The sequence below is a fragment of the Desulfosporosinus acidiphilus SJ4 genome, from assembly GCF_000255115.2.
In the GTDB taxonomy this organism is placed as follows: Bacteria; Bacillota; Desulfitobacteriia; order Desulfitobacteriales; family Desulfitobacteriaceae; genus Desulfosporosinus; species Desulfosporosinus acidiphilus.
On the sequence record NC_018068.1, the window covers coordinates 3,579,786 to 3,600,153 of the forward strand.

Sequence of the window (20,368 nt, forward strand, 5' to 3'; positions counted from 1 at the left end):
TCCAACCTGCTGAAGTTGACTGAAAGAGAATCTACTTTAACAATAAATTAAGATTTAAACTTTGAACCTTATCCTGTAAAGAAACATTTTGCAGATTAACTTCCTGAAACATCCCTGAATCACGAAGGCTGACCCATAAACGGGCCACATCCACTGGGTTCGGAACACTTACGCTCAGGGCTACGCTATTTTCCTGTAGGGCAAACGAGTTGATAATTGTTCCAATCGGTAACATCCCCTTCAGCTTATCCAAAACAGACCCCGGATCATGAGTGCTTTTTTGGATAGTATTCAACGTCTGTTGCTCTTCTTGAACTTCTTTTTTAAGAGCATTCATTTTGCTGACTTGGGTTGAAATCTCTCTAAGGGAGGAGATGTTCTCTTCAGCCTTGTTAATATCTCGTGCTAATTTATAATCCCAGAGCCAAGGAGTACTGCCTATAATTCCAAAGATCATGAGACCTACGATTCCCCAAATTACTGCTTGTGTTTTAAACTTTGAAGGGCCGTTTGATTCACGAGCCAGACTGGTAACCCAACGTTGGGCAAAATTGAATTCGTTTTTTTCTTTCATTTAGCCCTCCCGCATGGCTATACCATAAAGACTGCCATATTTCATTCCGTATTTTTGAAATGTTTTCGTCCTACGGTTAAAACGAGGCCGCCAAGCATTGGGAAAACCCACCTGAGTACTGATATCCAAATTAGATTGAAAAATTTCTTCCAAGTAGGGAAGATCCGAATATTCCCCTGTCAGATAAATAAAATCTAGAGTTTTACCAAAATGCCGGGCTGCAAAAAAACTAAAAAAGTTTGCCAAGGATTGCAAAACATTTTGTAACGCCGTCTCAATCTCCTTTTTGGCCCAAGCCTGCAGCTTAGCGGTTTGCAAATCATCGTCTGTTTCTTCTGGGTGTCCATTCTCATGCCCTACTGATAAAGAACTTAAAGCATTTTTCACTTGATCTAAGCCGTCCAACGAAACCTCTATATCTGAATACAAAAAAAACACTCCGTGCTCCAAGAGGATAAACTCCACACGCTCTGAATTCATATCTACAATGGCTAAATCCAAGGAAGTCTCCGTCTCAACGTTAGCCTTGAGCAAATCCTTCGAAGTTAACTTTGAATAAAGCCTGGCCAAACTATCAGCAGCTAAATCCACCACTTTGGGTTGAATGCCAATTTCTCTCCACTCAGACCATAACCTTTCCCAGTGATACTTGGGAATAGCGGCCAGAAGAACCCGCTGGCGGAGTTCCCCCTCTTCGGAAAAACGTTCCAGCAAGCGATAGTCGACAACGTAGTCCGAAATATTCAAAGTGAAGTACTGCTCCACTTGATCAGTTAAAAGCTTGTCCAAATCGTGGTTCGCCAGAAGCGGCAGAGTGATCATTCGTGTAATCACCCCCGGACAAGAGATGGCAATACGAAGTTTATTGATAGGAACATGATTATTATGCAGCCACGTCTTAAGCAGGTCTGTTTTTGTTCCGCCCAACGGAAGCTTCACTTCGGGATCTTTTTCTTCAATAGATAAGTTCTTTTCTAAGCTTTCGCCCTCATCCCCTAAGGTTTTATATTCAATTGGCGCATGATATTCAGCTATATGAAGAATATCCAATTTTAATTTGCGGCGGGCGACTTTAGCGACAATCCAGCGGTCACCTCGTACAACTGCCAGCCATTGTTTCCGTATAAGCACTGTCAATCCCCTTTTTAAGCTAATACTAGGTCATCTTTAAGGTTAGATCCTCTTATTGCATATTTAATTGTTCAAAATAGTTTCTTTTTCCCATAAAAGCCCTTTGCCATTCGTTCCACCGGTACCGGAATTTGAGGCCGGCGGGTTAACCGTTATATATCCGTTCCCTACCTTTCCCCTATAAATGGCTGTAATAGGAACAGTCTTAGGTATTGGGATCGAGATAGGTGTAGACTCACGAATCGTACCTGTGACAGCATCGGCAGATAGGCCTGTAGCAACATTGTGATCAACCGTCGCATAACTAGAATTAGAACTGCTCCAGGTTGCTGAATTTGTTACATCCTTTGTAGAACCATCAGAGTAAATGGCTTTCGCAGTATAGGTTTGTTTCTGGCCTACAGTGACAGAGGCCGTCATCGGGGATATCATCACTCCCAAAAGAACAGGGTCTGCAGGTTGCGAAGATAATAAATACCAGGCATTTGAAGTCCCCGGTATTTTATTTTTATTATAGTAATTCGCTCTATACCAATGTCCATTGTAAACGACGTCATTATAGGTGTTGTCGTCGCCGGGGTCATAAATATTGAAAGATTTCCATTCAGTGGTTAATTGTTGCCAACTACTGTCTAATCCGGGCTGCTTGAAGTCCGCATTGCCGTTATCATGGGCTCGATAAAGTTCACCATTGTAAACAACGATATCCCCTGCGTTATAATCATTAGCGTTCGCCCAATCATTTGTCAGTTCTTGCCAAGGACTGCCTATTAAACCCGGTTGTTGATTATAGGTGTACCACCTGGATCTAAATAACTGAGAATTATAGGTTACATAGTCTCCCGCAGCATGATAAACATTAAAATTCCGCCACTCGTAGGTTATCTCGTTCCAGGGATTATTTAATAGTCCCGGCTGTTGATTTTCGGACCAATTGCTCTGAGTCACTTTAAACTTCTTACCTTGGTAACAAACAATATTTACAGCATCAAGCTCATAGCGATTAAATGACCGCCATTTTATGGTGATCTCCTGCCAAACATCATCTCTTCCGGGTATTTCATTCTGATCCGCATACCAAAGATTATAAAAATATCGCTTATTACCGTTGTCATCTATATAGGTTACATGCGTATTTGCGATAGAATAAACGGCCTTAGGATCCCAAAGGGGATAATTCAGGTTTAGATCCTCTTCTTGACAATCATCTCCACCGTTGCCACCATACCCATATTCCGCTTGTTTAACCCTTCGATCCTCAAGATACTCGCCGGTGCTTGTCACAGTAAAGGAAGTCGTTCCGTTAGTGACCGTAACCTTAAAGTCACCGCTTTGCCCGGGAGGTGTCAATGGCGGCAGTGTAAGAGTCCCTCCCTTCGCCAGAGTCCCATCCGCTATAGCCTTAAGTCCGGCGGCTATTCCGTACTGGATGCCCGCTTCAGCCAAATAATAAGCTTTTAGCCCCTTATCTTCCGAAGATTCATTTTTAGCTTGATAGATTATGGTCGTGAAAAATATTCCCGAAATAGCCAGCAAAACCATCACGATAATTACGGATGTCAGCAGGGCTGAACCTCTTTCTTGCAAAGCGTTCTCCTCCCCTTAATTCAAGCGAGCCCAGGTCATCAATTCATAGGGTTGAGAATCGTTGTGACCACCGACCGTAATATTGATTTTTACCATACGTTCATCATGAGCGTCCGAGGTAAGATTGATCTGTGCAATGTCATCGGCAATTAGATACTTATTGAATTCGTCCTTCAAGTACCATAGGCTGCCTGCGGCTTTACTCTGATCGTATTCAAAAAATATCTTCGTTGAAGGCGGCGGCTGATCTTCGGAGTCGGGTGTCTGAATAAAGATTAAACAAGGATCGTTATCTCCCTGCGATTCGGACGCTGCCGCGGCCGCGTTGGCGTATTGATAGATTCCCTGGTTCGTGGAGGTGGATTTAAAATAGGTATAGCAGTTTAACCGAAGTTCATCTAAGAGCTGCATCATGGCAATCCGTTCTTTTTGTTCTAATTCATTTTGCTTAGAAGCGGAATTATAACCGGATATCTCGGAGTGCATGAACTGAGAAGCATACAGCAACAATAAACTAAAAATTGATAGGGCGATCATAACTTCCAGGAGCGTAAACCCTCGGGTGCTGTTCTGAATTGTTCCCTGCCTTTTCATCATTGTTCCACCCTGCAAGTTGTTAGTGTGATAGGATCTGGTGAGTGTGTCGTTGGGGGAACAACAGAAACAGTCACCGTAATAACTTTCATCTGCCCCTGAATAGGGGCCAGTTCAGTTCCGGAATAATCGCTGGAACTAACCACCACCTGAAAACCAGAGTATTCAGGGCTCCCTGAGTCGTTTCCCTGAATAATTGACTGATTTTCAAGCACACGTTCCATTTGACCGGCGGCATAAAAAAGCATCCGTTGCCGAAGCTCATCGTGAGAACGATAGTGATACATCGCTGAGTCACTCTTAACGACAAACGTAACACCTATTAGCAAAATGCTGATGGCAAAAACCACCTCAAGGAGGGTCATACCCTCGTCTCCCTTGTGCCTCATCATAACGTCTCCCTGTCTTATGCCAGAACGCAATTACCATTGAACTGTAATGTTTCCTGTTTGTATCTCAAGAACGATAACCACTGAACTGCCCGTTCGAACTGCAGATAAGACAATATTAATCTTACCGTTGCTGCCCGGTGAGTTTTCCACAAAGCCCCGAGCATCATAAGCCACATAGGGCAGGCCTTTTGCCTTACCGGCATTAATCATTAAACCTTGGCTTTCAGCGCCGGAAGCATCAAAGTTCACCCCACTGTCTAAGCTTTGCGCCCCTCCATACTCCTTGTCATCGCCATCAATTACCTCAACACTGGTTCTGTCCATGGCCAGATAGATTTCTTTCCTCTGATCCAAGGCAAGCTGCTTTGCATATCTCAACTGTCCGATCACCGTCTGGGCAGAAGACTCCAAGTGATAATAATCCATCACCGCCTGATACTTAGGAAGAGTCACGGTGGCTATTATCCCAATGACCGCCAATACCAACATGATCTCAATCAGAGTGAAGCCGCGTTCTTTCATTATCTGGCACCGCTGACGCCGCTTGCCATATTGAAGATCGGCAAAGCAATGGAAATAATTAACCCACCGGCAAAAATACCGATGATGATGGTAAAAAGCGGCTCTATTAAAGACACTAGGCGTGTAAGTCCAATCTCGACTCGTTTATCGTAGTGATTGGCAACTTCAAGCATTAATTCCTCCATACGTCCGGTCTCTTCGCCAATGGACATCATTTGTATAACCAAAGGATCAAAGAACGGTTCCGCCCCAAAAGCCAAGGCCATGGTTTCTCCCCGGATTATTCGCTCTTTGGCTCTCCCAACAGCCAAACGAGGTACTTCGTTACCCACGATGTTTTCCAGTGACGTTAAAATCGGAACAATGGGCAGCGAGGAATGTAAAAATAAAGCAAGAGTTCTGCTGAAGCGAGCTATGACAACGTCTTTCATGCTCTTGCCAATAACAGGTACTTGCAGCAGCGAGGAATCCAGGACATAACGATACTTTGGGATTTTGAACAGCCGGACAATCAAACCCATGATAATCATTGCCATGAGCAAGAGATAAAGTCCGTTGTGACTAAGATAATCTGCTCCATTAATAATCATCCGAGTTGGAATGGGAAGGGTTTGACCCGTTCCTTTCATTAAATCGGTGATTTCCGGCAGAATAAAGTTGATAAACAGCATGACAAGTCCGATTAAGACAATCGTAAGTATGATAGGGTAAATTGAAGCACTGGTCACCTTTTTGCGAATAAAGTTTTCTCGCTCATAATACTCAGCCATACTGACAAGAACAGAATCCAGATTCCCGCTTTCTTCACCAACATTGACTAAATTAATCAGCAGCTCCGGTAAAGCTCCCGGGCAGTCTCTCATGGCCATGGATAATGAATCTCCGCGGCTGACACTGCGGTGAATGGTACCCACAACCTCTTGAAGACGCTTGTCCTCCACCTGGGCCTGAAGAATCTCCAGACCGCGTACTAAATTGGCCCCCGAACGAATCATCATTGCCATTTGCGAACAAAAGGAGGCCAGAGATTCAGCTTTAACTTTATTTTTAAAACTTATTGTCAGCAATCGGCTAATCCCAGATACCTTCTCTAGGGAGATCACCTGCCAATGATTTTCGAGCATTTGCCGTTTCGCGGTTTCAAGATCAACTGCATCCAAGACACCGTTCTGCACGCGCATTTCTTCATTAATAATTCGATAGCGAAATTGCATTTCTGCTGTTCACCTCAGCCTATTCGTTTACATAAGCAACTCTCAGGAGCTCATCGACGGTGGTAACGCCTTCTAAAACCAACCGTGATGCAGCTTGCTTAAGCGGCTTCATTCCATGAGCAAGGGCATAAGCCCTTAATTCATCCGCAGTTGCTCTCCGGTCAATGAGCTGACGATGCCCAGCTGTAAGCTGCATTATTTCAAAAACCGCGATTCTTCCTTTATAGCCGCTTTTATTGCAATAGGGGCAGCCCTTTCCCTTCTTTAAGAGAATCCGGTTCTCAGGGGGAATCTCAAGCAGGGTATGTTCTAAAGGTCCCGCTTCATACTCCATGGCACATTGCTGGCAGATGCGCCGCACCAATCTTTGGGAAATAATTCCCAAAACCGAAGCAGAGATTAGAAACGGCTCAATCTCCATATCCATAAGACGAGCGATAGAACTTGCAGCGTCATTGGTATGAATCGTGGATAACACAAAATGTCCTGTTAAGGCTGAGCGCACAGCAATTTGGGCTGTCTCATTGTCCCGCATCTCTCCCACCATAATCACATCCGGATCTTGCCTTAAGATAGAGCGTAATCCTGTGGCAAAGGTAAGTCCGGCTTTCGGGTTAACCTGAATTTGGTTGACTCCCCTAAAGTTAAACTCCACCGGGTCTTCCAGAGTCACCAGGTTTTTTTCCGGGACATTCAGTTCTTTCAGAACCGTATAAAGCGTCGTAGTTTTTCCGCTTCCCGTCGGACCGGTAACCAGGACGATGCCGGAAGGTTTGGAGATTAAACTTTCAAAGAGGTTTAAATCGCTTCCGCTAAGCCCCAGAGCTTCTTTATCCAGGATAACACTTGATTTGTCCAAAATACGCAGGACAACTTTTTCGCCATACATGGTTGGTGTTGTGGATACCCGAAGATCAATCATCTTCTCCCCGACCAGATAGGAAATCCGGCCATCCTGCGGTAAACGACGCTCCGTAATGTTTAGGTCCGCCATAATTTTTACCCGGCTGACCACCGGATTGGCCATACTGATAGGAGTAAGCATAATCTCCCGCAGCACGCCATCAATTCGAAAACGCACTCTCAGTTCTTCTTCAATCGGCTCAATATGGATATCACTGGCCTGATTGTTGACTGCGTTCTCGATAATTGTATTGAGAAATTTGACAATAGGAGTTGATTCCTCATCTATGATTTCTCCCTCAATAGCGTTTAGTGAGGCCAAAGTTGAGGTCATCGCCATAGACGTTACTCCCATTTTCTTGGCATATTCCCGAGCAGCCTTTTCCGCTCCGCTCCGTCCATAGAAACGATCAATGGCCAGAAGGATATCTGCCTTTTTGGCCAAACAAGGCTTAACAGCCATACCTGCCGCCAAACGTAAATCATCTAAGGCAAAATAATCGGTGGGATCACTCATCGCCACCAATAACTGTCCATTTTCTAGTTCTACAGGTAAAACGCCATATTTTCGGACAACGTTTTCCGGGAGCGCCTTAAGCACCTGTTCCGGCACGGCCAAGCGGTTCAAATCTATGGAAGGCAGCCCCAATTGACTTTGCATGGTCCGCAGAATTTCCTCTTCCATGACAAGACCCTGTTTAATTAACACTTCACCAAGACGAAGACCCAAGGTCTTCTGCAAAGCTAAAGCCTCATCTAGTTGAGTCGGTGAAATTGCCCCACCTGTTACGAGAATTTCTCCGAGACGTTTGCGATCCTGTCGTAGGGACAAGGGGGGGGCCTCCTTTCTTGGACTTAAAAGAAGATAGTAAAAGGGTGTTTAGATAAACACCCTTTTCTAAAACAACCTAATATTTATCCTATGGCTTAATAGTTATTGTCTTATAGACGATGCCCTTACTATCTAAAGCCGTTATATTTACCTGAGATACATAACCACTAGAACCCATGGTTGTGTTTAAATACACCTCACCAGGTACAGATGGTCCAACTCCGTCTGTACTGGGTATTGCAATATTATTATTCTCAAACGGATTTTGCATCTTGTCAGTGGGATCAGTTATAAGAGCATTGTAAACTTCACTTGCAATGGTGCTTGCATCATGGCCAGATGTAGTATTCCAATCGCTTATTCTCGATTGCACATATCCTTGCACCATTCTTAAATTAGTATCTAAACCAGTTGTTCTCGCCTGAGTCTTAACCGTCCCCACTTTAGGTACCAACACAATGGCCAAAATCCCAATCACCGCAATAACAATCATAAGTTCGATGAGCGTAAAACCTTCATCATTTCCGCGCTTGATCATCTTTTTCAACTTATTCATCCCTTTCTTGCATTTTTTCATTAAGGAAATATAAGTCCTTCGCCCTATTGACTTGTCTCATATAAGCAATATTAAACGTTTACCTTATTAGCCGTCAACAGGATAAATTGTATAATATTAGAAAAAATACATTGTTATTCGACAAATAAATTTAAGGAAATATAAAAACTAACATAATTATCAGAGGACTTTAGCTTAAAAGACCAATTCCTATTAGTTTTCTTAATTTTCCTTCGCTGCTCTTTAACTGGGGCTGACTTTGTACGGCAAGGTGAATATCTCTGGAACCCTCCGCTTTATTCCCCCCCTGTTCCTTAATGATTCCTTCAAGCAGTAGGGCTGCACAGCCGTATTCCCTGTCAAAACGAATCATTTCCAGTTCATTAATGGCTAACGTTCTTTGCCCCAGGAGGCTTAATGCTTCAGCATGGTAAATCCATAAACGTGGCGTAACCGCCACCATTGGCCCGGAACGCCGCATTCGCTGCTGTTGATCGGTTCGTTGAGCAAAACGAGTATTAATTTGGCCGGGTAAGCTTTGGACTTGTTCCAGGACTTGTACTGCTTCCTGCTTATTTCCGTTCTCAAGAAGCTGTTCCGCATAGTCCAAGGCATATTGAGCTCTTTCTTCATATCCCTGGGAATAAAGATATGACAGTTCCTGACATTTTATAGCTTCTTGATAAGCTCTTTCCGGATACCCCGTAAAAGAATAGACTCTTGCCGCTGCACTGCGCAGAGTCGGATCGGTAGAATTCAATGAAGTGGCCTGTTGGACATGCTGTGCAGCCAGACGAATCAGGCCTTGGTTGTGATCTGCAGATCCTTCCGCCAGCTCTGCCTGAGCTAAATTGGCGTAAACACTTGACTGGAAGGGAAAATAGTTCAGAGCCGTTTGGCTTTCTTGAATGGTGGCTATATAAGACCCGGCCCTGAGAGAATCGGCAGCTAGAGCAGCCTGGCGTGTCCCTTCCTTCATATTAATACTTCCTGAGACCAGGGCGGCTCCCAACAGAATCATCAGCGCCGTAACTCCGCGGACAAACTTCGGCGAATAACGGAAGTTCTGAGAAACAAGTTTCTTACCGTGAGTCTCTTGCTCCACTGACAAAGCAAGATCCTCATTCTTCTCATCGCAACCCAGCACTGCCATCAAAATTACCATTGCAAAAAAGATAGCACTTTCGGAAAGATCAAAATCCATCAAACTATGCAGGAAGATGCCGATGACCGAAATTCCCAGCAAATAATTCCAATCATTGGCTCGCTCTCGCCATGTTTTTAGCCAGCGCCTAAGAAAGCCCAGCCAGATCAGAGAGTAGAACAATAATCCGGGAATCCCCGCTTCCACTAGGATTTTAATAGGTTCGTCATGAGTTTCTTTCGAAGAATATAAATAACTTTGATAACCTTTATATGCGACAACCCAGCCGTTTCCCCCAAACCCAAAGATCGGCCGCTCCCTAACCATTTTGAGAGCATCGTGATAAAACGCGAATCGTTCCTGTAAATTATGATCCTGGGGATCTATAGATTGGATTTTAGTCACTATGGTATTGGACCCTCTGCCTTCACCCCAGGCGGGCGCGATTAAAGGCAGTGTTCCAAGGACTAATATCCCCAAAATAACGATGATTCCCGCAGTTCTAATTTCTCTACCCGGCACACGTCCCCTTATTCCCTGCTCAAGCCATACGATAAACCATATACCCATCAATCCGATACAAGGCCATACAAGTACGGAGAGAGATTTCATATTACCCGCCCAGGCAATCTGAGTCCAATTATCCACAGCGCCCCACAAACCAAGAGCCAGCAGCATAAGTAGGAACCTATCCTTTTTCCGAAACGATAAAAGAACGAGCAAGAGCACCGGCAAAAATAGAACATAAGCTCCGCGAGACTGAGAAGCAACTAAGCCCAAAAGATTCAGATACAATAAACTTGCGGCCAGATATCGCTGCCATCCGGGCTTTGCTTCCCGAAAAAGCAATATGCAGACAGGAATAACCATCAGCATATAGCCGCCTAACGCATTATGATATTGAAACGTTGAGCTCAGGATTGCGCCCCAACTTCCGGCAACCTGGGGAAGGCCAATGCTGGAGCCGATTCCGACACAAGTCACCAAAGCTCCTGTTAGGGCAAAAATCCAAACACCTACCTTAATGGCATCCTTGGTGAGCAGCTGAACTGATGCATAGTATAGACTTAGGTAACCAAGGATACGCATTGCGGCTAATATTGCATCTCCAATACTGGCTGCCGAAGGAATACATACTAAGTACCATAATGCTAAACCTGTAAATCCAAGATCCATCAAGTTCAAAGAAAAGGGGAAGCTTTCTCTGGAAAAAAAACGTCTTAAAGCAGTGACTCCTGAAATGATACCTATGATTATTAGAAAATTGAAACAGTCATCGTTAAAATAAAGTCCTCGAAAAAATGGGGACAAAAAAAGAACGATCCCTATCCCAAGCTGCAGCCAGACCCGCAAGCCGAATCGTTTTTTTAGATGATTATTCTGTATTTGATACTCCATATCTATTACAACCAACTCCTACAGTTAAGCAATAACTAAGCAATGGCCTTCTGGGCCTTGTTTTGCTTTAAGTTTAGCGCTCTACTTTTGTTTGAAGATCCTCAATAGACTTTCCGTTTTCATCGATGGCAAAAACATCAGCACTGTGGTCAGCATGGGAATAGACTACAACCGCTCCATTATAGTTTGGGTTATCATCCCAGGTAGTTTCTTCAGAATCGAAAACATATACTGCTTTGGTGCTTGTTTGATCGAGAGAGTCAAGTGTGTCGACTCCTTTTTCATTAGTTATAGGATTAGCCATATTGGCCATGGTTGCATTTAAATCATCAGAAATATCGTCCTTTGACGGCATACCTGAGATTGCTATTACAACAGATCTGACATTCGTTTCAATACCTGTTACCTTAGCGGCTGTTTTGACCTCCCCGAAGTGAGGAATTAAGGCTAAGGCCAAAATCCCAATAATCGCGATCACTATCATAAGTTCAATGAGTGTAAACCCATCATCTCTATGTAATTTAATCACCGTCATATATCGCCCCTTTATTCACATAAAAATGTTTCTAATAACATTTAATTTCCCTTGAAAGATAATTTCCATCTTCAGTTTGCACATTTTAATATATCCTCATCATTATACCAGAAATTGAAATTCATACCATTGCTAATCTTCTAAACAGCAATTTTTTTAGCATAACATGATTAATAACTTTCGAATGGTGTTCTCCGCTATCCCCTATTCGTTAAGTTTCTTAGCCTTTTGCCATTGAACAACGCAATCCTGAAATTTCATTTATTTAATAAAAAGGATTTTTATTATAGATAGAGAAATTATTGGTAAAGGAGGGTGAAGAATTGCTTACCAGAAAACACGTACTTCTCTGCACGTTCTTTATTACGATGATTATCTTCATTAATGTGCCATCCGCCTGTGCGGCTACTCCCGCTGACAGGATTTCCGGCTATGACCGCTATCAAACCGCCGTAGCTGCCAGTCAAAAGGGTTGGCCTGACGGATCAGATATTGCCGTCCTCACCTATGGCGACGATTATCCTGACGCTCTAAGCGCCGGACCCTTAGCCCACAAATTCGATGCACCGATTTTATTAACCGGTTCTTCTGATTTAAATCCAGATACGGCCGAGGAGTTACTGCGTCTGAAAGTCCGTAAAGTTTATATCGTCGGAGGATATGCGGTTGTCTCTAAACACATCGAAAGCAAGCTTTCTGCCATGCATATTGTTGCTATCCGGCTTGCAGGAGATGATCGTTATGATACTGCTCTTAAAGTAGCTCAGAAAGTCGGATTAAGTAATGGAGTGTTTGTTGCCCTCGGCACAGATTTTCCCGACGCTCTGTCGGCAGGACCGGTTGCAGCGGCTAATGATATGCCTCTCTTGTTAGTCCCGCCACAAGATTTAACCGAAAGTGAAAAGGTCTTTCTCGATAGAAATATAATTCCCTCAAGTATTATTATTGACAATCCGGAACTTAGTGACCAAGTGATTCGGCAGTTTCCGAATTACGAAGAAATTAACGGAGATGACCCTTATGAGCGAAATATCAATTTAATCACAAGGTTCGAAGATAATCTTGACTTTGATACTCTTTATTTTGCAACCGGTGAGAATTTCCCGGATGCACTGGCTGCTTCAGCTTTAGCACCTAAAAACAAGAATCCTTTGCTCTTACTCAAAGGGAATACTATATCAAGCCAGGCAAACTCATTTATTAGCTCAAACATTATTTCTCAACTCTATATCATGGGGGGAGAAAGTGTAATCAGCGCCTCCACTGAAGCAAACCTTGCAGATCTTCCCCCCCAAATCGCCTCAGTTGATAATATGTCAGACACTGTTCAAGAAAAACAAGCGTACGAGCCTCCGAAAACTGTTACTGTGACGACCACAAACGGTTCAAAGGCTAAAGTTCCCGTAACCTGGACAATGACTGCTCTGAACGCCCAGTCGGCCGGAACCTATGATTTGGAGGGGACAATCAAGAATTTCAGCCAAAAAGTTCATCTTAGTTTAACTGTTACCCCGGTTTGGAATAGAATCACTGCTGAAGTCATTCAAAATGGGCACTATGAATTTCCGACAACCGTTGATGCCATTCTAAAGGATCATACCGTGAAAACACTTCCCGTCACTTGGGATATTACGACTGTAGATTTAAGCAAAGTTGGCACCTATAAATTTGAAGGAACCGTTCCTGATCTTACCCAAAAGGTAAGCTTAATACTGAAAGTCACAGCAGACAGTGAACTTGAAATTCCAGATGCCGCCCTTAAACAGATTATTTATCAAAGAATCAATAAAGCCCCCGGCTCAATAATTTATAAGAGTGATGTTCTTGGCATAACAGACTTATATGCTGTAAATTCAGGAATTACAGATTTAAGCGGATTAGAGTACTTTACAAATTTAAAATCTCTTTACCTCAGCAAAAATAAGCTCAGTAATCTTAACCGTTTGGCAAAACTGACGAACTTAACCCATTTAGATCTTAGAAACTGCGGGATTGACGATGTTTCTCCCTTAAAAGGTCTAACCTCTTTAACCTTTCTTGATGTAGCAGTAAATAATATTGATGACTTTACTCCTCTGGAAGAATTAACAACGCTAAGGTCGTTGTATCTAAGCGGGAATCTCACCAGAGATTACAGCCCTGTAAAAGCCTATTACAATTATCTTACCGAAAAAGACTTCAACCTTTAACTGTGCAGCCCAAGAATATTGACACCAATAAATACAAATCCAATTTTATTATCCAAGAACTCAGAATTTGAATTTAGTATTAGAGATTAAAAAACAAGAGTTCATGCTCCTTCCACTTCTAAAGGAGCATGAACTCTTGTTTTTTCGAGACAATCATAATGCAGGTCTATGGTATCAGACAAAATGCACCTCTAAAGGCATCTTTTCTACTGCTTGCTTTAGCTCAGGCCAACAATCCTTCGTTGTTTGAAACATGACTTCTCCTAGCTCTTTATTGGTGGTCGTCACAATACCAAGATGGCCTAACCCCTCCACAAGCTTACAAAGCATTTGAATTTGCGAACGATCTATGCGCGCTCTTATCACGAGGCCATCGTCTGGAACTCGAATTCCTGCTTGCTCCGAGAAATTCATTATTATTTACATCCCCAATCACTTTTTTACAAGAACTCTATTTCAAAGGGCATCTGTTTGATAGCTCTCCTCAAATCGGGCCAGCAATGTTTCGTCGATTGAATCATTACTTCCCCTAGTGCCTTATTCGTTGTTGTTACAACACCCAAATGTCCCAAACCTTCAACAAGTTTATCGAGCATTTGCATCTCCGACCGCTCCATACGCGCTTTAACAACGACATCAACATCCGAAAACAAGCGGCTTGATAACTCTGGCAGATTACAATTCATCCATTTCTCTCCCCAACTTATAAGCTATCGACAGGTAATATAAGCTAAGCTAATAACCACATCACCTATTTCTTATCACTCTTCGCCCGCCGCAAAATACCGTAGGGCAGAATTTTCTTAGGAGTCCTAATCCTCAGCTTCTGTTGAGCATGGCGAGCCACCTCTACAGGTTCCCCCTCAGTATTCCACATCTCCTGCACTTGGAAAGACCAGGGATCCCCCTGGGGCGTCAAGACTTCCAGAACCTCTCCCCGCTTGAAGTTGTTCCTCTGCTCCACCCAGGACATGACTTCGCCTGATGGCATTGACAGACCTTGGGCATCTTCTTCCCGCAAACTAACTCCTACAAAATCATAGTCCCGCACATAATGAGACGTTTCGAGGTTATGGGATTTAGCTCCTGGTTTGCCAAAAAGGAAGCCATCAGAATAATCCCGGTGACTGACTTTATCCATCTCCTCCAGCCAGCGGGGCAGTTTTTCCCGGAAGGCTGCTTCTCCCTCCTCCCAGAGGGTATCTATCGCTTCTCGATAGACTTTAATGGTACTGGCTGCATAATGGACGCTTTTCATCCGTCCTTCAATCTTATAGCTGTCCAAGTTAAGAGGTTTTAAAAGGGGCAAATGAGGCAGCAAACATAAATCATGGGAGTTAAAAATATATGTTCCCCGTTCATCTTCTTCGATGGGGAAAACTTCCCCCGGGCGTTTCTCTTCCACCAATCCATAACCCCAGCGGCATGGTTGAGTGCATTCCCCTCGATTGGCATCTCTTCCTGTCAAATAGTTGCTCAGCAGACACCGGCCTGAATAGGACATGCACATGGCCCCGTGAATGAAAACCTCCAAGCCGCCCTCAGCTTTAGTACGCATTTCCCGCAGTTCTTCCAGTGACAGCTCCCGAGCGAGAACAATCCTTTCTACTCCCTGTTTTAGCCAGAAACGAACGGAATAAGAATTGGTATTATTGGCCTGAGTACTCAAATGTAAAGGCAAGCGGGGAGACACTTCTTTAGCTAGAGCAATAATTCCGGGGTCTGAGACAATAGCCCCGTCTACTCCTAATGTTTCTAAGTGTTTTAAATAAGCCGGCAATTCTTTAAAATCTGCTTCGTGGGCAAAAATATTTACGGTAATGTAGATCTTTTTTTTGCACTCATGAGTCCAAACAACAGCCCTCGCCAATTCATCCGGATCAAAATTGCCTGCGTAAGCTCGCAGACCAAAGGATTGTCCTCCCATATAAACTGCATCGGCCCCATAAGCCAGTGCATAAGTAAGCTTTTCCCAATCTCCCGCAGGAGCTAATAATTCAGGCTTTTTCATTGAGTATCCCCTAATCTTTTTCAAAATCAGCGTACGTCTGGCTCAATCCCATCCCTGAGTGGTACCGGAAAAGAATCCAGGATTATGAAGCAATAGAAATGGTACGGAACATCGTTCCGGTGCATAAATTAACGTTCGAGGGACTTGATCGGACCATTATGAAATTAATGATACGAAAGTAGTCCTGCTACTGATACAATTTGATATTTTTCAGATGTTCTGCATAAGTCTTAGCAAAGGCATGGTAGCCATCTTTCTTAGCCACATAGTACAAATAATCCGTTTTAGCCGGATACAGAGCCGCTTGAAGGGAAGCATCTCCCGGATTGGCTATGGGACCAGGGGGTAAGCCACGATGCAGATACGTATTATATGGCGAAGGAATTTGAAGATCCTTGTTAAAGAGTTTCTGCTTGGGCGCATCCAACAGAAATTGAATTGTGGCATCAACCTGGAGAGGCATATTGTCCTTTAAACGATTCATCAAAACTGAGGCAATTAACGGGCGATCTGTTTCTTTTACTGCTTCCTTTTCTACGAGTGAGGCCAAGGTTACCCACTGAAGTACTGATAGTTTCATGCTTGAAAGCCGAGTTTGAACTTCTGGTGTCAGTTCCTTGGCAAACTGTTGAAGAAACATGTCAATCACAGCATGAGGACTCGTCTTGGGATCGATAAAATAAGTGTTTGGCGAAAGAAACCCTTCCAAACGATGGTTTCCCTTGGGAGTCCCTTGTAAAAATGCGTAGGGAAATGTATCTTCAGTTACTACCTTTGTATACTCTTCTTTACTTCCCAGTCCCTTTTGCACAAGAAGCTCAATAATCTGCTCCGTGGAATAACCCTCCGGAATCGTAATTCTGATAGAATCTGCAACCTGTTGCCCTTTAATTAAGCGTTCAATTATTTCCTCCGGTGTCATCGTCGGTGCAAGTTCATATTCCCCGGCAAACATCTTAAAACTTGTCTGCTGTGACTTGACTAACCAACGAAACATGAAAGAACTTCGGATAATATGACGCTGTACTAATTCTTCTGCTAATTGATCGGTTGTCGTCCCTGACGTAATGGTAATTTTAACACTATTCCCTGTAGACGAGTAGGGCTTAGTGGCCCAAGACCACCAAGCCAACAATACCATACAGCCCGTTAAGATAAGCAATATGATTCCCGTACGTAACTCCCTACTCTTTTTTTTAGGACACATTTCCACTCTCTCTTTCCGAAGCCCCTAGGTAACCCTTACGTTCCGACCTTCAAGATACGATTTGCCGGTGCATAAGAGTCACGACCCACCAACTGCTTTGTGACACTTCCATTATCCTGTATTACTTTATACACGCTGACAATAGTACCATTCGTGCCGGTTTGTTCCACTTTTATTCTGCCCTTCGGCAAACTCGCATCATAACGCCTTATAGTTTTATATTTAGTAACCTTCTCGACTTGTCGTTCAATACGAACAGTTTGTCCATTTTTCTTACCATAGAGCTTAATCGTCAAAACCCCAGGTTTAACATCACTTTTTAAGTAAACTAAACTGCCCGTATTATTTTGAAATTTAAAATCAATATTGGGATAATTGACTGTAGCATCCTGACCCGCCGGAACATAAGTTACAGCGACATCATGAGGCACTCTTTCAGCCACCTTTAAATTGCTAAGTAAAACAGCATTATAAAGGGTCGAGGAAACCTGGCAAACGCCCCCTCCTGTCCCTTTAACATACTCGCCGTTGATGATGACATAAGCCTGTTTATACCCATTTTCAGCCTCACGAGGCCCTACCGCTTGATTGAAGGAAAATGTTCCACCCGGTTTTATGACTTTACCATTTAATGCTTTAGCGGCCGCCGTTAAATTTTCAGTACGGTTGACTTCCCCGGTAGAAAATTTGGTGCTGTATTCACCTATAACAGAATCAAAAGCTAAAGCCTTAAGCGATTCAGTGCTAACTGCGGCGGGAACTTCTGCCAACGGAACTTCAATTTTTTGAGGAACTTCAGCAAGGGAATTCTTTTGTAGGTTAGAGATGAATTGATCCACGGCAACTTTACTGCCATTTTGGGCAGGAGTAATGACAACTTTATCACCTTGGATCTTATACGTAGCATTTTGAGGCGGCTTGTTAAATTTCTTTAATTTCTCTTCGAGAACCTGAACCGCCACCGATGGTTCCGCTTTCAAAACACTCGCGGTTACTTTTTGGGGACTTTGCAAAGTATTTTCCACGGTTTTTTCGGTATCCAAGTCGAACCCCAACTCTTTTAAGGTGATCGGAACCTCTGTTCCATTGTACAACAGGATTCGAGATTCTTCCAGTTTGTCCTTCGCCCAGTCCTCAATTTTCGCGGATACCTCATTTACCTGTGTCCCGCTTAAATCTAAATCATCCACTTTTGTTCCTTGAGGAATTACCGAGCTTTGAGTGGAAGGTCTCTGGGTATTGAGATTCGATTGATTCGAATTCGAATTCGGACTACAACCTCCGATTAGCCAAAACATTAAACTGCATAACAAAATAACTTTTTTCAACGCCCACACCTCCACTTTCGTGGATTTAGTATTTCCGTTGAGATCAGGCTTTATCGCGAGGATTTAATCATTTAAAAAATAACTATCATTAAAAATACAAATGACAGAAGTCTCACAAGAATAATCCCCGTGAGGTCTTCTGTCATGACAGTATTATAATTTCAGAGTTTCATTGTTTTTCATTGTTAAATATTACTATTTAAATCTCGAAATTAGTCCTCTTCAGCATCAACTAAATTTTCCCAGGCGTCAGCTACTTTTTCCCACTCTTCGTCATCTTCTATGTCCAGCAGCATCTCGCCTCCCTCGGCATCCTTTCCGAGTTTAAGAATAATGGCTTCATCAGCATCTTCATCTTCAGAGTCTTCCTCCGAAATAGGCATCAAGACAAAATAGGTCGAGCCATCGACTTCCAATGTGTCTAGATGAAGAAACTCATGGTCTTTTCCTTCATCATCTGTGAGAACGACTGTATCAAACTCTTCAGCGTCGTGCTCACAATGGTCATGGTCATGGTCATGCTTATGATCAGACATGTGATTCACCTCTTATCTAAGAATATGGTCATTGTACTATTATAGGTAATGATTGTCAAATATTCAATTAGGAATATTTCTTGCATGTCTGCGATCCAAATATCCTTGAAGAATAAAAACCGCCGCCATTTTATCAATCACCTGTTTCCTTTTACCCCGGGACACATCGGCTTCCAGCAAAGTCCTCTGGGCCGCAACAGTGCTGAGACGCTCATCCCAGCGTTCTACAGGAAGCCCAAACTCCGAGCTCAAGCGCTCTATGAATTCATCCGTCAAAGCACAGCGAGGCCCTAACGTCCCATTCATATTCTTCGGATAGCCGATAACAATCTCAGATATCCCATACTCCTGAATCAACATCCCCAGTTCCTCTATCTCAGATTTAGAGCGCCGAATTGTCTTAACCCCCTGCGCCGTATAAAACAACTCATCACTCACCGCCACCCCAATCGTCTTCGAGCCAAAATCCAAACCCATAATCCGCATATAACTACCCTCCTCAACCCAGAATTCATATCAAAGCCCCACGCCCCACAAGAAACGGGCGATCCCCCCAAAAAACCTCTTCCACCTGACCCCTGAGCTGGGGGAGTTGTATGGCCGGAGCTGAGCGATTTACGCTAGTTTGCGAAGCGGAGCCCATACAACTCCCCCCGACCCCAACGTCTCCCGTGCAAATCGCCCGTTCATCTCTAATCATACGATTTTTAAGCAAAAATGCGGACAAACCCTCCCGCAATATCCACACAACACACACGCCTCATGATCAACAACCGCCGTCTCCTCAAGCTGCAACGCCTTCTGCGGACAAACCTCCACACAACGCCCGCATCCTTGACACCAATCCGCAATGTACAGTTTCCTAGGTTTATGCCTAACCCTTTCTTTAAGGGCACCAGGCACTTCTTGGCCTGATACCAGAAGAAGATTATAATCTACTTCATCCTGACTAGACATGCCTAAAGCCATGGCTTGAACCCCCGGAATCCTTCTGACAAAATCAACGGCTCTTTGAGGGTCTTGGCTTAAATGTCCGCCCCCAAAAACTTTCATCGCATAAATCCCGATTCCGAGCTCTGCTGCAAAAGATAGGGCCTTTAACATATCGTCTAAAGAACCATCTATAATACCCAGCCCTTGAAAATTCAGGATTGGATGAATCACATCCAGTCCGGGCTGAAGTGCCCCTGCACGAACACCTTCCACAGCATGAGTTGAAATTCCAATCCAGCGCACCATCCCCTTTTCTTTTGCACGCAATAATTCTTCCCAAGCTCTTGAATGTCCTTTTAAAGTCAGTGCACTTTCTTGTTCATGGAGCAAAAAGAAATCCAAACAATCTCTATTGAGTCCGGAACGTGCTTTCTCCAAACTTTTCCTTATGTCTTGCTCCGTCACAGCGTAAGACTTGCTGATGATGCGAACCTGAGGATAACCCTTGATAGCTTGGGCTATTTGACCGTAGTTATCATAAATTTCTGCTGTATCAAGCCAATTTATTCCCTGCTCAAAGGCATACTTTAAAACTTCAGTTCCCTGAGCTTCAGTGACCCGGCCTTGCAAAGGGGAAATTGCCAAACTCCCGAAGCAAATCTCAGACACTTCCGGCCCCCACGAACCTAGTTTAACCTGATTCATCTCTATCTCCTTCCGTGGTCAAAGGCGAAATAACGAACCCCGCACCACGATATTGTAATGCGGAGTTTCGAAGTGAT

21 protein-coding genes are annotated in these 20,368 nt (G+C 43.6%); 1 reads left to right on the forward strand and 20 read right to left on the reverse strand.

Going from position 1 to position 20,368, the window contains the following annotated elements; genetic code table 11:
* Positions 1-31 precede the first annotated feature (31 nt).
* The 11 genes from DESACI_RS16360 to DESACI_RS16410 all read right to left on the reverse strand — a co-directional run bounded on the left by DESACI_RS16360 (position 32) and on the right by DESACI_RS16410 (position 11,382).
* Complete coding sequence (locus tag DESACI_RS16360; protein ID WP_014828309.1) at positions 32-574, reverse strand: PilN domain-containing protein; 543 nt, start codon at positions 572-574, stop codon at positions 32-34.
* Entirely contained in the window at positions 575-1,705 is a 1,131-nt protein-coding gene (gene pilM / locus DESACI_RS16365) for a pilus assembly protein PilM (RefSeq protein WP_014828310.1), read from the reverse strand.
* 63 nt (positions 1,706-1,768) lie between these two features.
* A complete protein-coding gene (locus DESACI_RS16370) occupies positions 1,769-3,292 on the reverse strand; it encodes a carbohydrate-binding protein (protein WP_014828311.1) in 1,524 nt (507 codons plus the stop codon).
* Positions 3,293-3,307: 15 nt separating this feature from the next.
* On the reverse strand, positions 3,308-3,889 hold the full coding sequence (locus DESACI_RS16375) for a PulJ/GspJ family protein (RefSeq protein ID WP_083845611.1): 582 nt from the start codon (positions 3,887-3,889) through the stop codon (positions 3,308-3,310).
* On the reverse strand, positions 3,886-4,278 hold the full coding sequence (locus DESACI_RS16380; protein ID WP_014828313.1) for a type IV pilus modification PilV family protein: 393 nt from the start codon (positions 4,276-4,278) through the stop codon (positions 3,886-3,888). Before DESACI_RS16380 ends, DESACI_RS16375 begins: the two co-directional genes overlap by 4 nt.
* Positions 4,279-4,308: 30 nt before the next feature.
* Positions 4,309-4,800: a pilus assembly FimT family protein gene (locus tag DESACI_RS16385; RefSeq protein WP_014828314.1), complete on the reverse strand. Its 492-nt coding sequence runs from the start codon at positions 4,798-4,800 to the stop codon at positions 4,309-4,311.
* Positions 4,800-6,014: a type II secretion system F family protein gene (locus DESACI_RS16390; protein WP_014828315.1), complete on the reverse strand. Its 1,215-nt coding sequence runs from the start codon at positions 6,012-6,014 to the stop codon at positions 4,800-4,802. Before DESACI_RS16390 ends, DESACI_RS16385 begins: the two co-directional genes overlap by 1 nt.
* Before the next feature lie 19 nt (positions 6,015-6,033).
* Entirely contained in the window at positions 6,034-7,749 is a 1,716-nt protein-coding gene (locus DESACI_RS16395; protein ID WP_014828316.1) for a GspE/PulE family protein, read from the reverse strand.
* Between the two features lie 88 nt (positions 7,750-7,837).
* Positions 7,838-8,326 (reverse strand): prepilin-type N-terminal cleavage/methylation domain-containing protein, encoded by a 489-nt coding sequence (locus tag DESACI_RS16400; protein WP_014828317.1) that lies wholly within the window; start codon positions 8,324-8,326, stop codon positions 7,838-7,840.
* Positions 8,327-8,495: 169 nt separating this feature from the next.
* Complete coding sequence (locus DESACI_RS16405; RefSeq protein ID WP_014828318.1) at positions 8,496-10,847, reverse strand: O-antigen ligase family protein; 2,352 nt, start codon at positions 10,845-10,847, stop codon at positions 8,496-8,498.
* A 73-nt stretch (positions 10,848-10,920) separates the two neighbouring features.
* Positions 10,921-11,382, reverse strand: coding sequence for a type II secretion system protein (locus tag DESACI_RS16410; protein ID WP_041276117.1), 462 nt, complete (start codon positions 11,380-11,382; stop codon positions 10,921-10,923).
* A gap of 323 nt (positions 11,383-11,705) precedes the next feature.
* On the opposite strand from DESACI_RS16410, the gene DESACI_RS16415 reads away from it, so the two are divergent.
* A complete protein-coding gene (locus DESACI_RS16415; protein WP_014828319.1) occupies positions 11,706-13,571 on the forward strand; it encodes a cell wall-binding repeat-containing protein in 1,866 nt (621 codons plus the stop codon).
* A 174-nt stretch (positions 13,572-13,745) separates the two neighbouring features.
* On the opposite strand, the gene DESACI_RS16420 is transcribed toward DESACI_RS16415, so the two are convergent.
* The 9 genes from DESACI_RS16420 to DESACI_RS16460 all read right to left on the reverse strand — a co-directional run bounded on the left by DESACI_RS16420 (position 13,746) and on the right by DESACI_RS16460 (position 20,291).
* Positions 13,746-13,985, reverse strand: coding sequence for a DUF4911 domain-containing protein (locus DESACI_RS16420; RefSeq protein WP_014828320.1), 240 nt, complete (start codon positions 13,983-13,985; stop codon positions 13,746-13,748).
* A 26-nt stretch (positions 13,986-14,011) separates the two neighbouring features.
* A complete protein-coding gene (locus DESACI_RS16425) occupies positions 14,012-14,257 on the reverse strand; it encodes a DUF4911 domain-containing protein (RefSeq protein ID WP_014828321.1) in 246 nt (81 codons plus the stop codon).
* 65 nt (positions 14,258-14,322) lie between these two features.
* The gene (locus DESACI_RS16430) at positions 14,323-15,582 is read right to left on the reverse strand and encodes a peptidase U32 family protein (protein WP_014828322.1); all 1,260 of its coding nucleotides are present in this window, start codon (positions 15,580-15,582) and stop codon (positions 14,323-14,325) included.
* Positions 15,583-15,769: 187 nt separating this feature from the next.
* Positions 15,770-16,789 (reverse strand): endolytic transglycosylase MltG, encoded by a 1,020-nt coding sequence (gene mltG / locus DESACI_RS16435; RefSeq protein WP_014828323.1) that lies wholly within the window; start codon positions 16,787-16,789, stop codon positions 15,770-15,772.
* 35 nt (positions 16,790-16,824) lie between these two features.
* Positions 16,825-18,117 (reverse strand): VanW family protein, encoded by a 1,293-nt coding sequence (locus DESACI_RS16440; RefSeq protein ID WP_014828324.1) that lies wholly within the window; start codon positions 18,115-18,117, stop codon positions 16,825-16,827.
* Between the two features lie 212 nt (positions 18,118-18,329).
* Complete coding sequence (locus DESACI_RS16445) at positions 18,330-18,653, reverse strand: DUF1292 domain-containing protein (RefSeq protein ID WP_014828325.1); 324 nt, start codon at positions 18,651-18,653, stop codon at positions 18,330-18,332.
* Positions 18,654-18,716: 63 nt separating this feature from the next.
* Positions 18,717-19,139, reverse strand: a complete 423-nt coding sequence (gene ruvX / locus DESACI_RS16450) for a Holliday junction resolvase RuvX (protein WP_014828326.1) — start codon at positions 19,137-19,139, stop codon at positions 18,717-18,719.
* A 25-nt stretch (positions 19,140-19,164) separates the two neighbouring features.
* A complete protein-coding gene (locus DESACI_RS16455; protein ID WP_207643899.1) occupies positions 19,165-19,368 on the reverse strand; it encodes a hypothetical protein in 204 nt (67 codons plus the stop codon).
* Entirely contained in the window at positions 19,350-20,291 is a 942-nt protein-coding gene (locus tag DESACI_RS16460; RefSeq protein ID WP_014828328.1) for an aldo/keto reductase, read from the reverse strand. The genes DESACI_RS16455 and DESACI_RS16460 overlap by 19 nt, the downstream gene beginning before the upstream one ends.
* Positions 20,292-20,368: the final 77 nt, after the last annotated feature.

What these genes read in the sequence shown, in the direction of transcription:
- DESACI_RS16360 (WP_014828309.1), bottom strand. Translation starts at nt 574, where the DNA reads ATGAAAGAAAAAAACGAATTCAATTTTGCCCAACGTTGGGTTACCAGT.
- DESACI_RS16375 (WP_083845611.1), bottom strand. Translation starts at nt 3,889, where the DNA reads ATGATGAAAAGGCAGGGAACAATTCAGAACAGCACCCGAGGGTTTACG.
- DESACI_RS16380 (WP_014828313.1), bottom strand. Translation starts at nt 4,278, where the DNA reads ATGATGAGGCACAAGGGAGACGAGGGTATGACCCTCCTTGAGGTGGTT.
- DESACI_RS16385 (WP_014828314.1), bottom strand. Translation starts at nt 4,800, where the DNA reads ATGAAAGAACGCGGCTTCACTCTGATTGAGATCATGTTGGTATTGGCG.
- DESACI_RS16390 (WP_014828315.1), bottom strand. Translation starts at nt 6,014, where the DNA reads ATGCAATTTCGCTATCGAATTATTAATGAAGAAATGCGCGTGCAGAAC.
- DESACI_RS16400 (WP_014828317.1), bottom strand. Translation starts at nt 8,326, where the DNA reads ATGAAAAAATGCAAGAAAGGGATGAATAAGTTGAAAAAGATGATCAAG.
- DESACI_RS16405 (WP_014828318.1), bottom strand. Translation starts at nt 10,847, where the DNA reads ATGGAGTATCAAATACAGAATAATCATCTAAAAAAACGATTCGGCTTG.
- DESACI_RS16410 (WP_041276117.1), bottom strand. Translation starts at nt 11,382, where the DNA reads ATGACGGTGATTAAATTACATAGAGATGATGGGTTTACACTCATTGAA.
- DESACI_RS16420 (WP_014828320.1), bottom strand. Translation starts at nt 13,985, where the DNA reads ATGAATTTCTCGGAGCAAGCAGGAATTCGAGTTCCAGACGATGGCCTC.
- DESACI_RS16425 (WP_014828321.1), bottom strand. Translation starts at nt 14,257, where the DNA reads ATGAATTGTAATCTGCCAGAGTTATCAAGCCGCTTGTTTTCGGATGTT.
- DESACI_RS16430 (WP_014828322.1), bottom strand. Translation starts at nt 15,582, where the DNA reads ATGAAAAAGCCTGAATTATTAGCTCCTGCGGGAGATTGGGAAAAGCTT.
- mltG (WP_014828323.1), bottom strand. Translation starts at nt 16,789, where the DNA reads ATGTGTCCTAAAAAAAAGAGTAGGGAGTTACGTACGGGAATCATATTG.
- DESACI_RS16445 (WP_014828325.1), bottom strand. Translation starts at nt 18,653, where the DNA reads ATGTCTGATCATAAGCATGACCATGACCATGACCATTGTGAGCACGAC.
- ruvX (WP_014828326.1), bottom strand. Translation starts at nt 19,139, where the DNA reads ATGCGGATTATGGGTTTGGATTTTGGCTCGAAGACGATTGGGGTGGCG.
- DESACI_RS16460 (WP_014828328.1), bottom strand. Translation starts at nt 20,291, where the DNA reads ATGAATCAGGTTAAACTAGGTTCGTGGGGGCCGGAAGTGTCTGAGATT.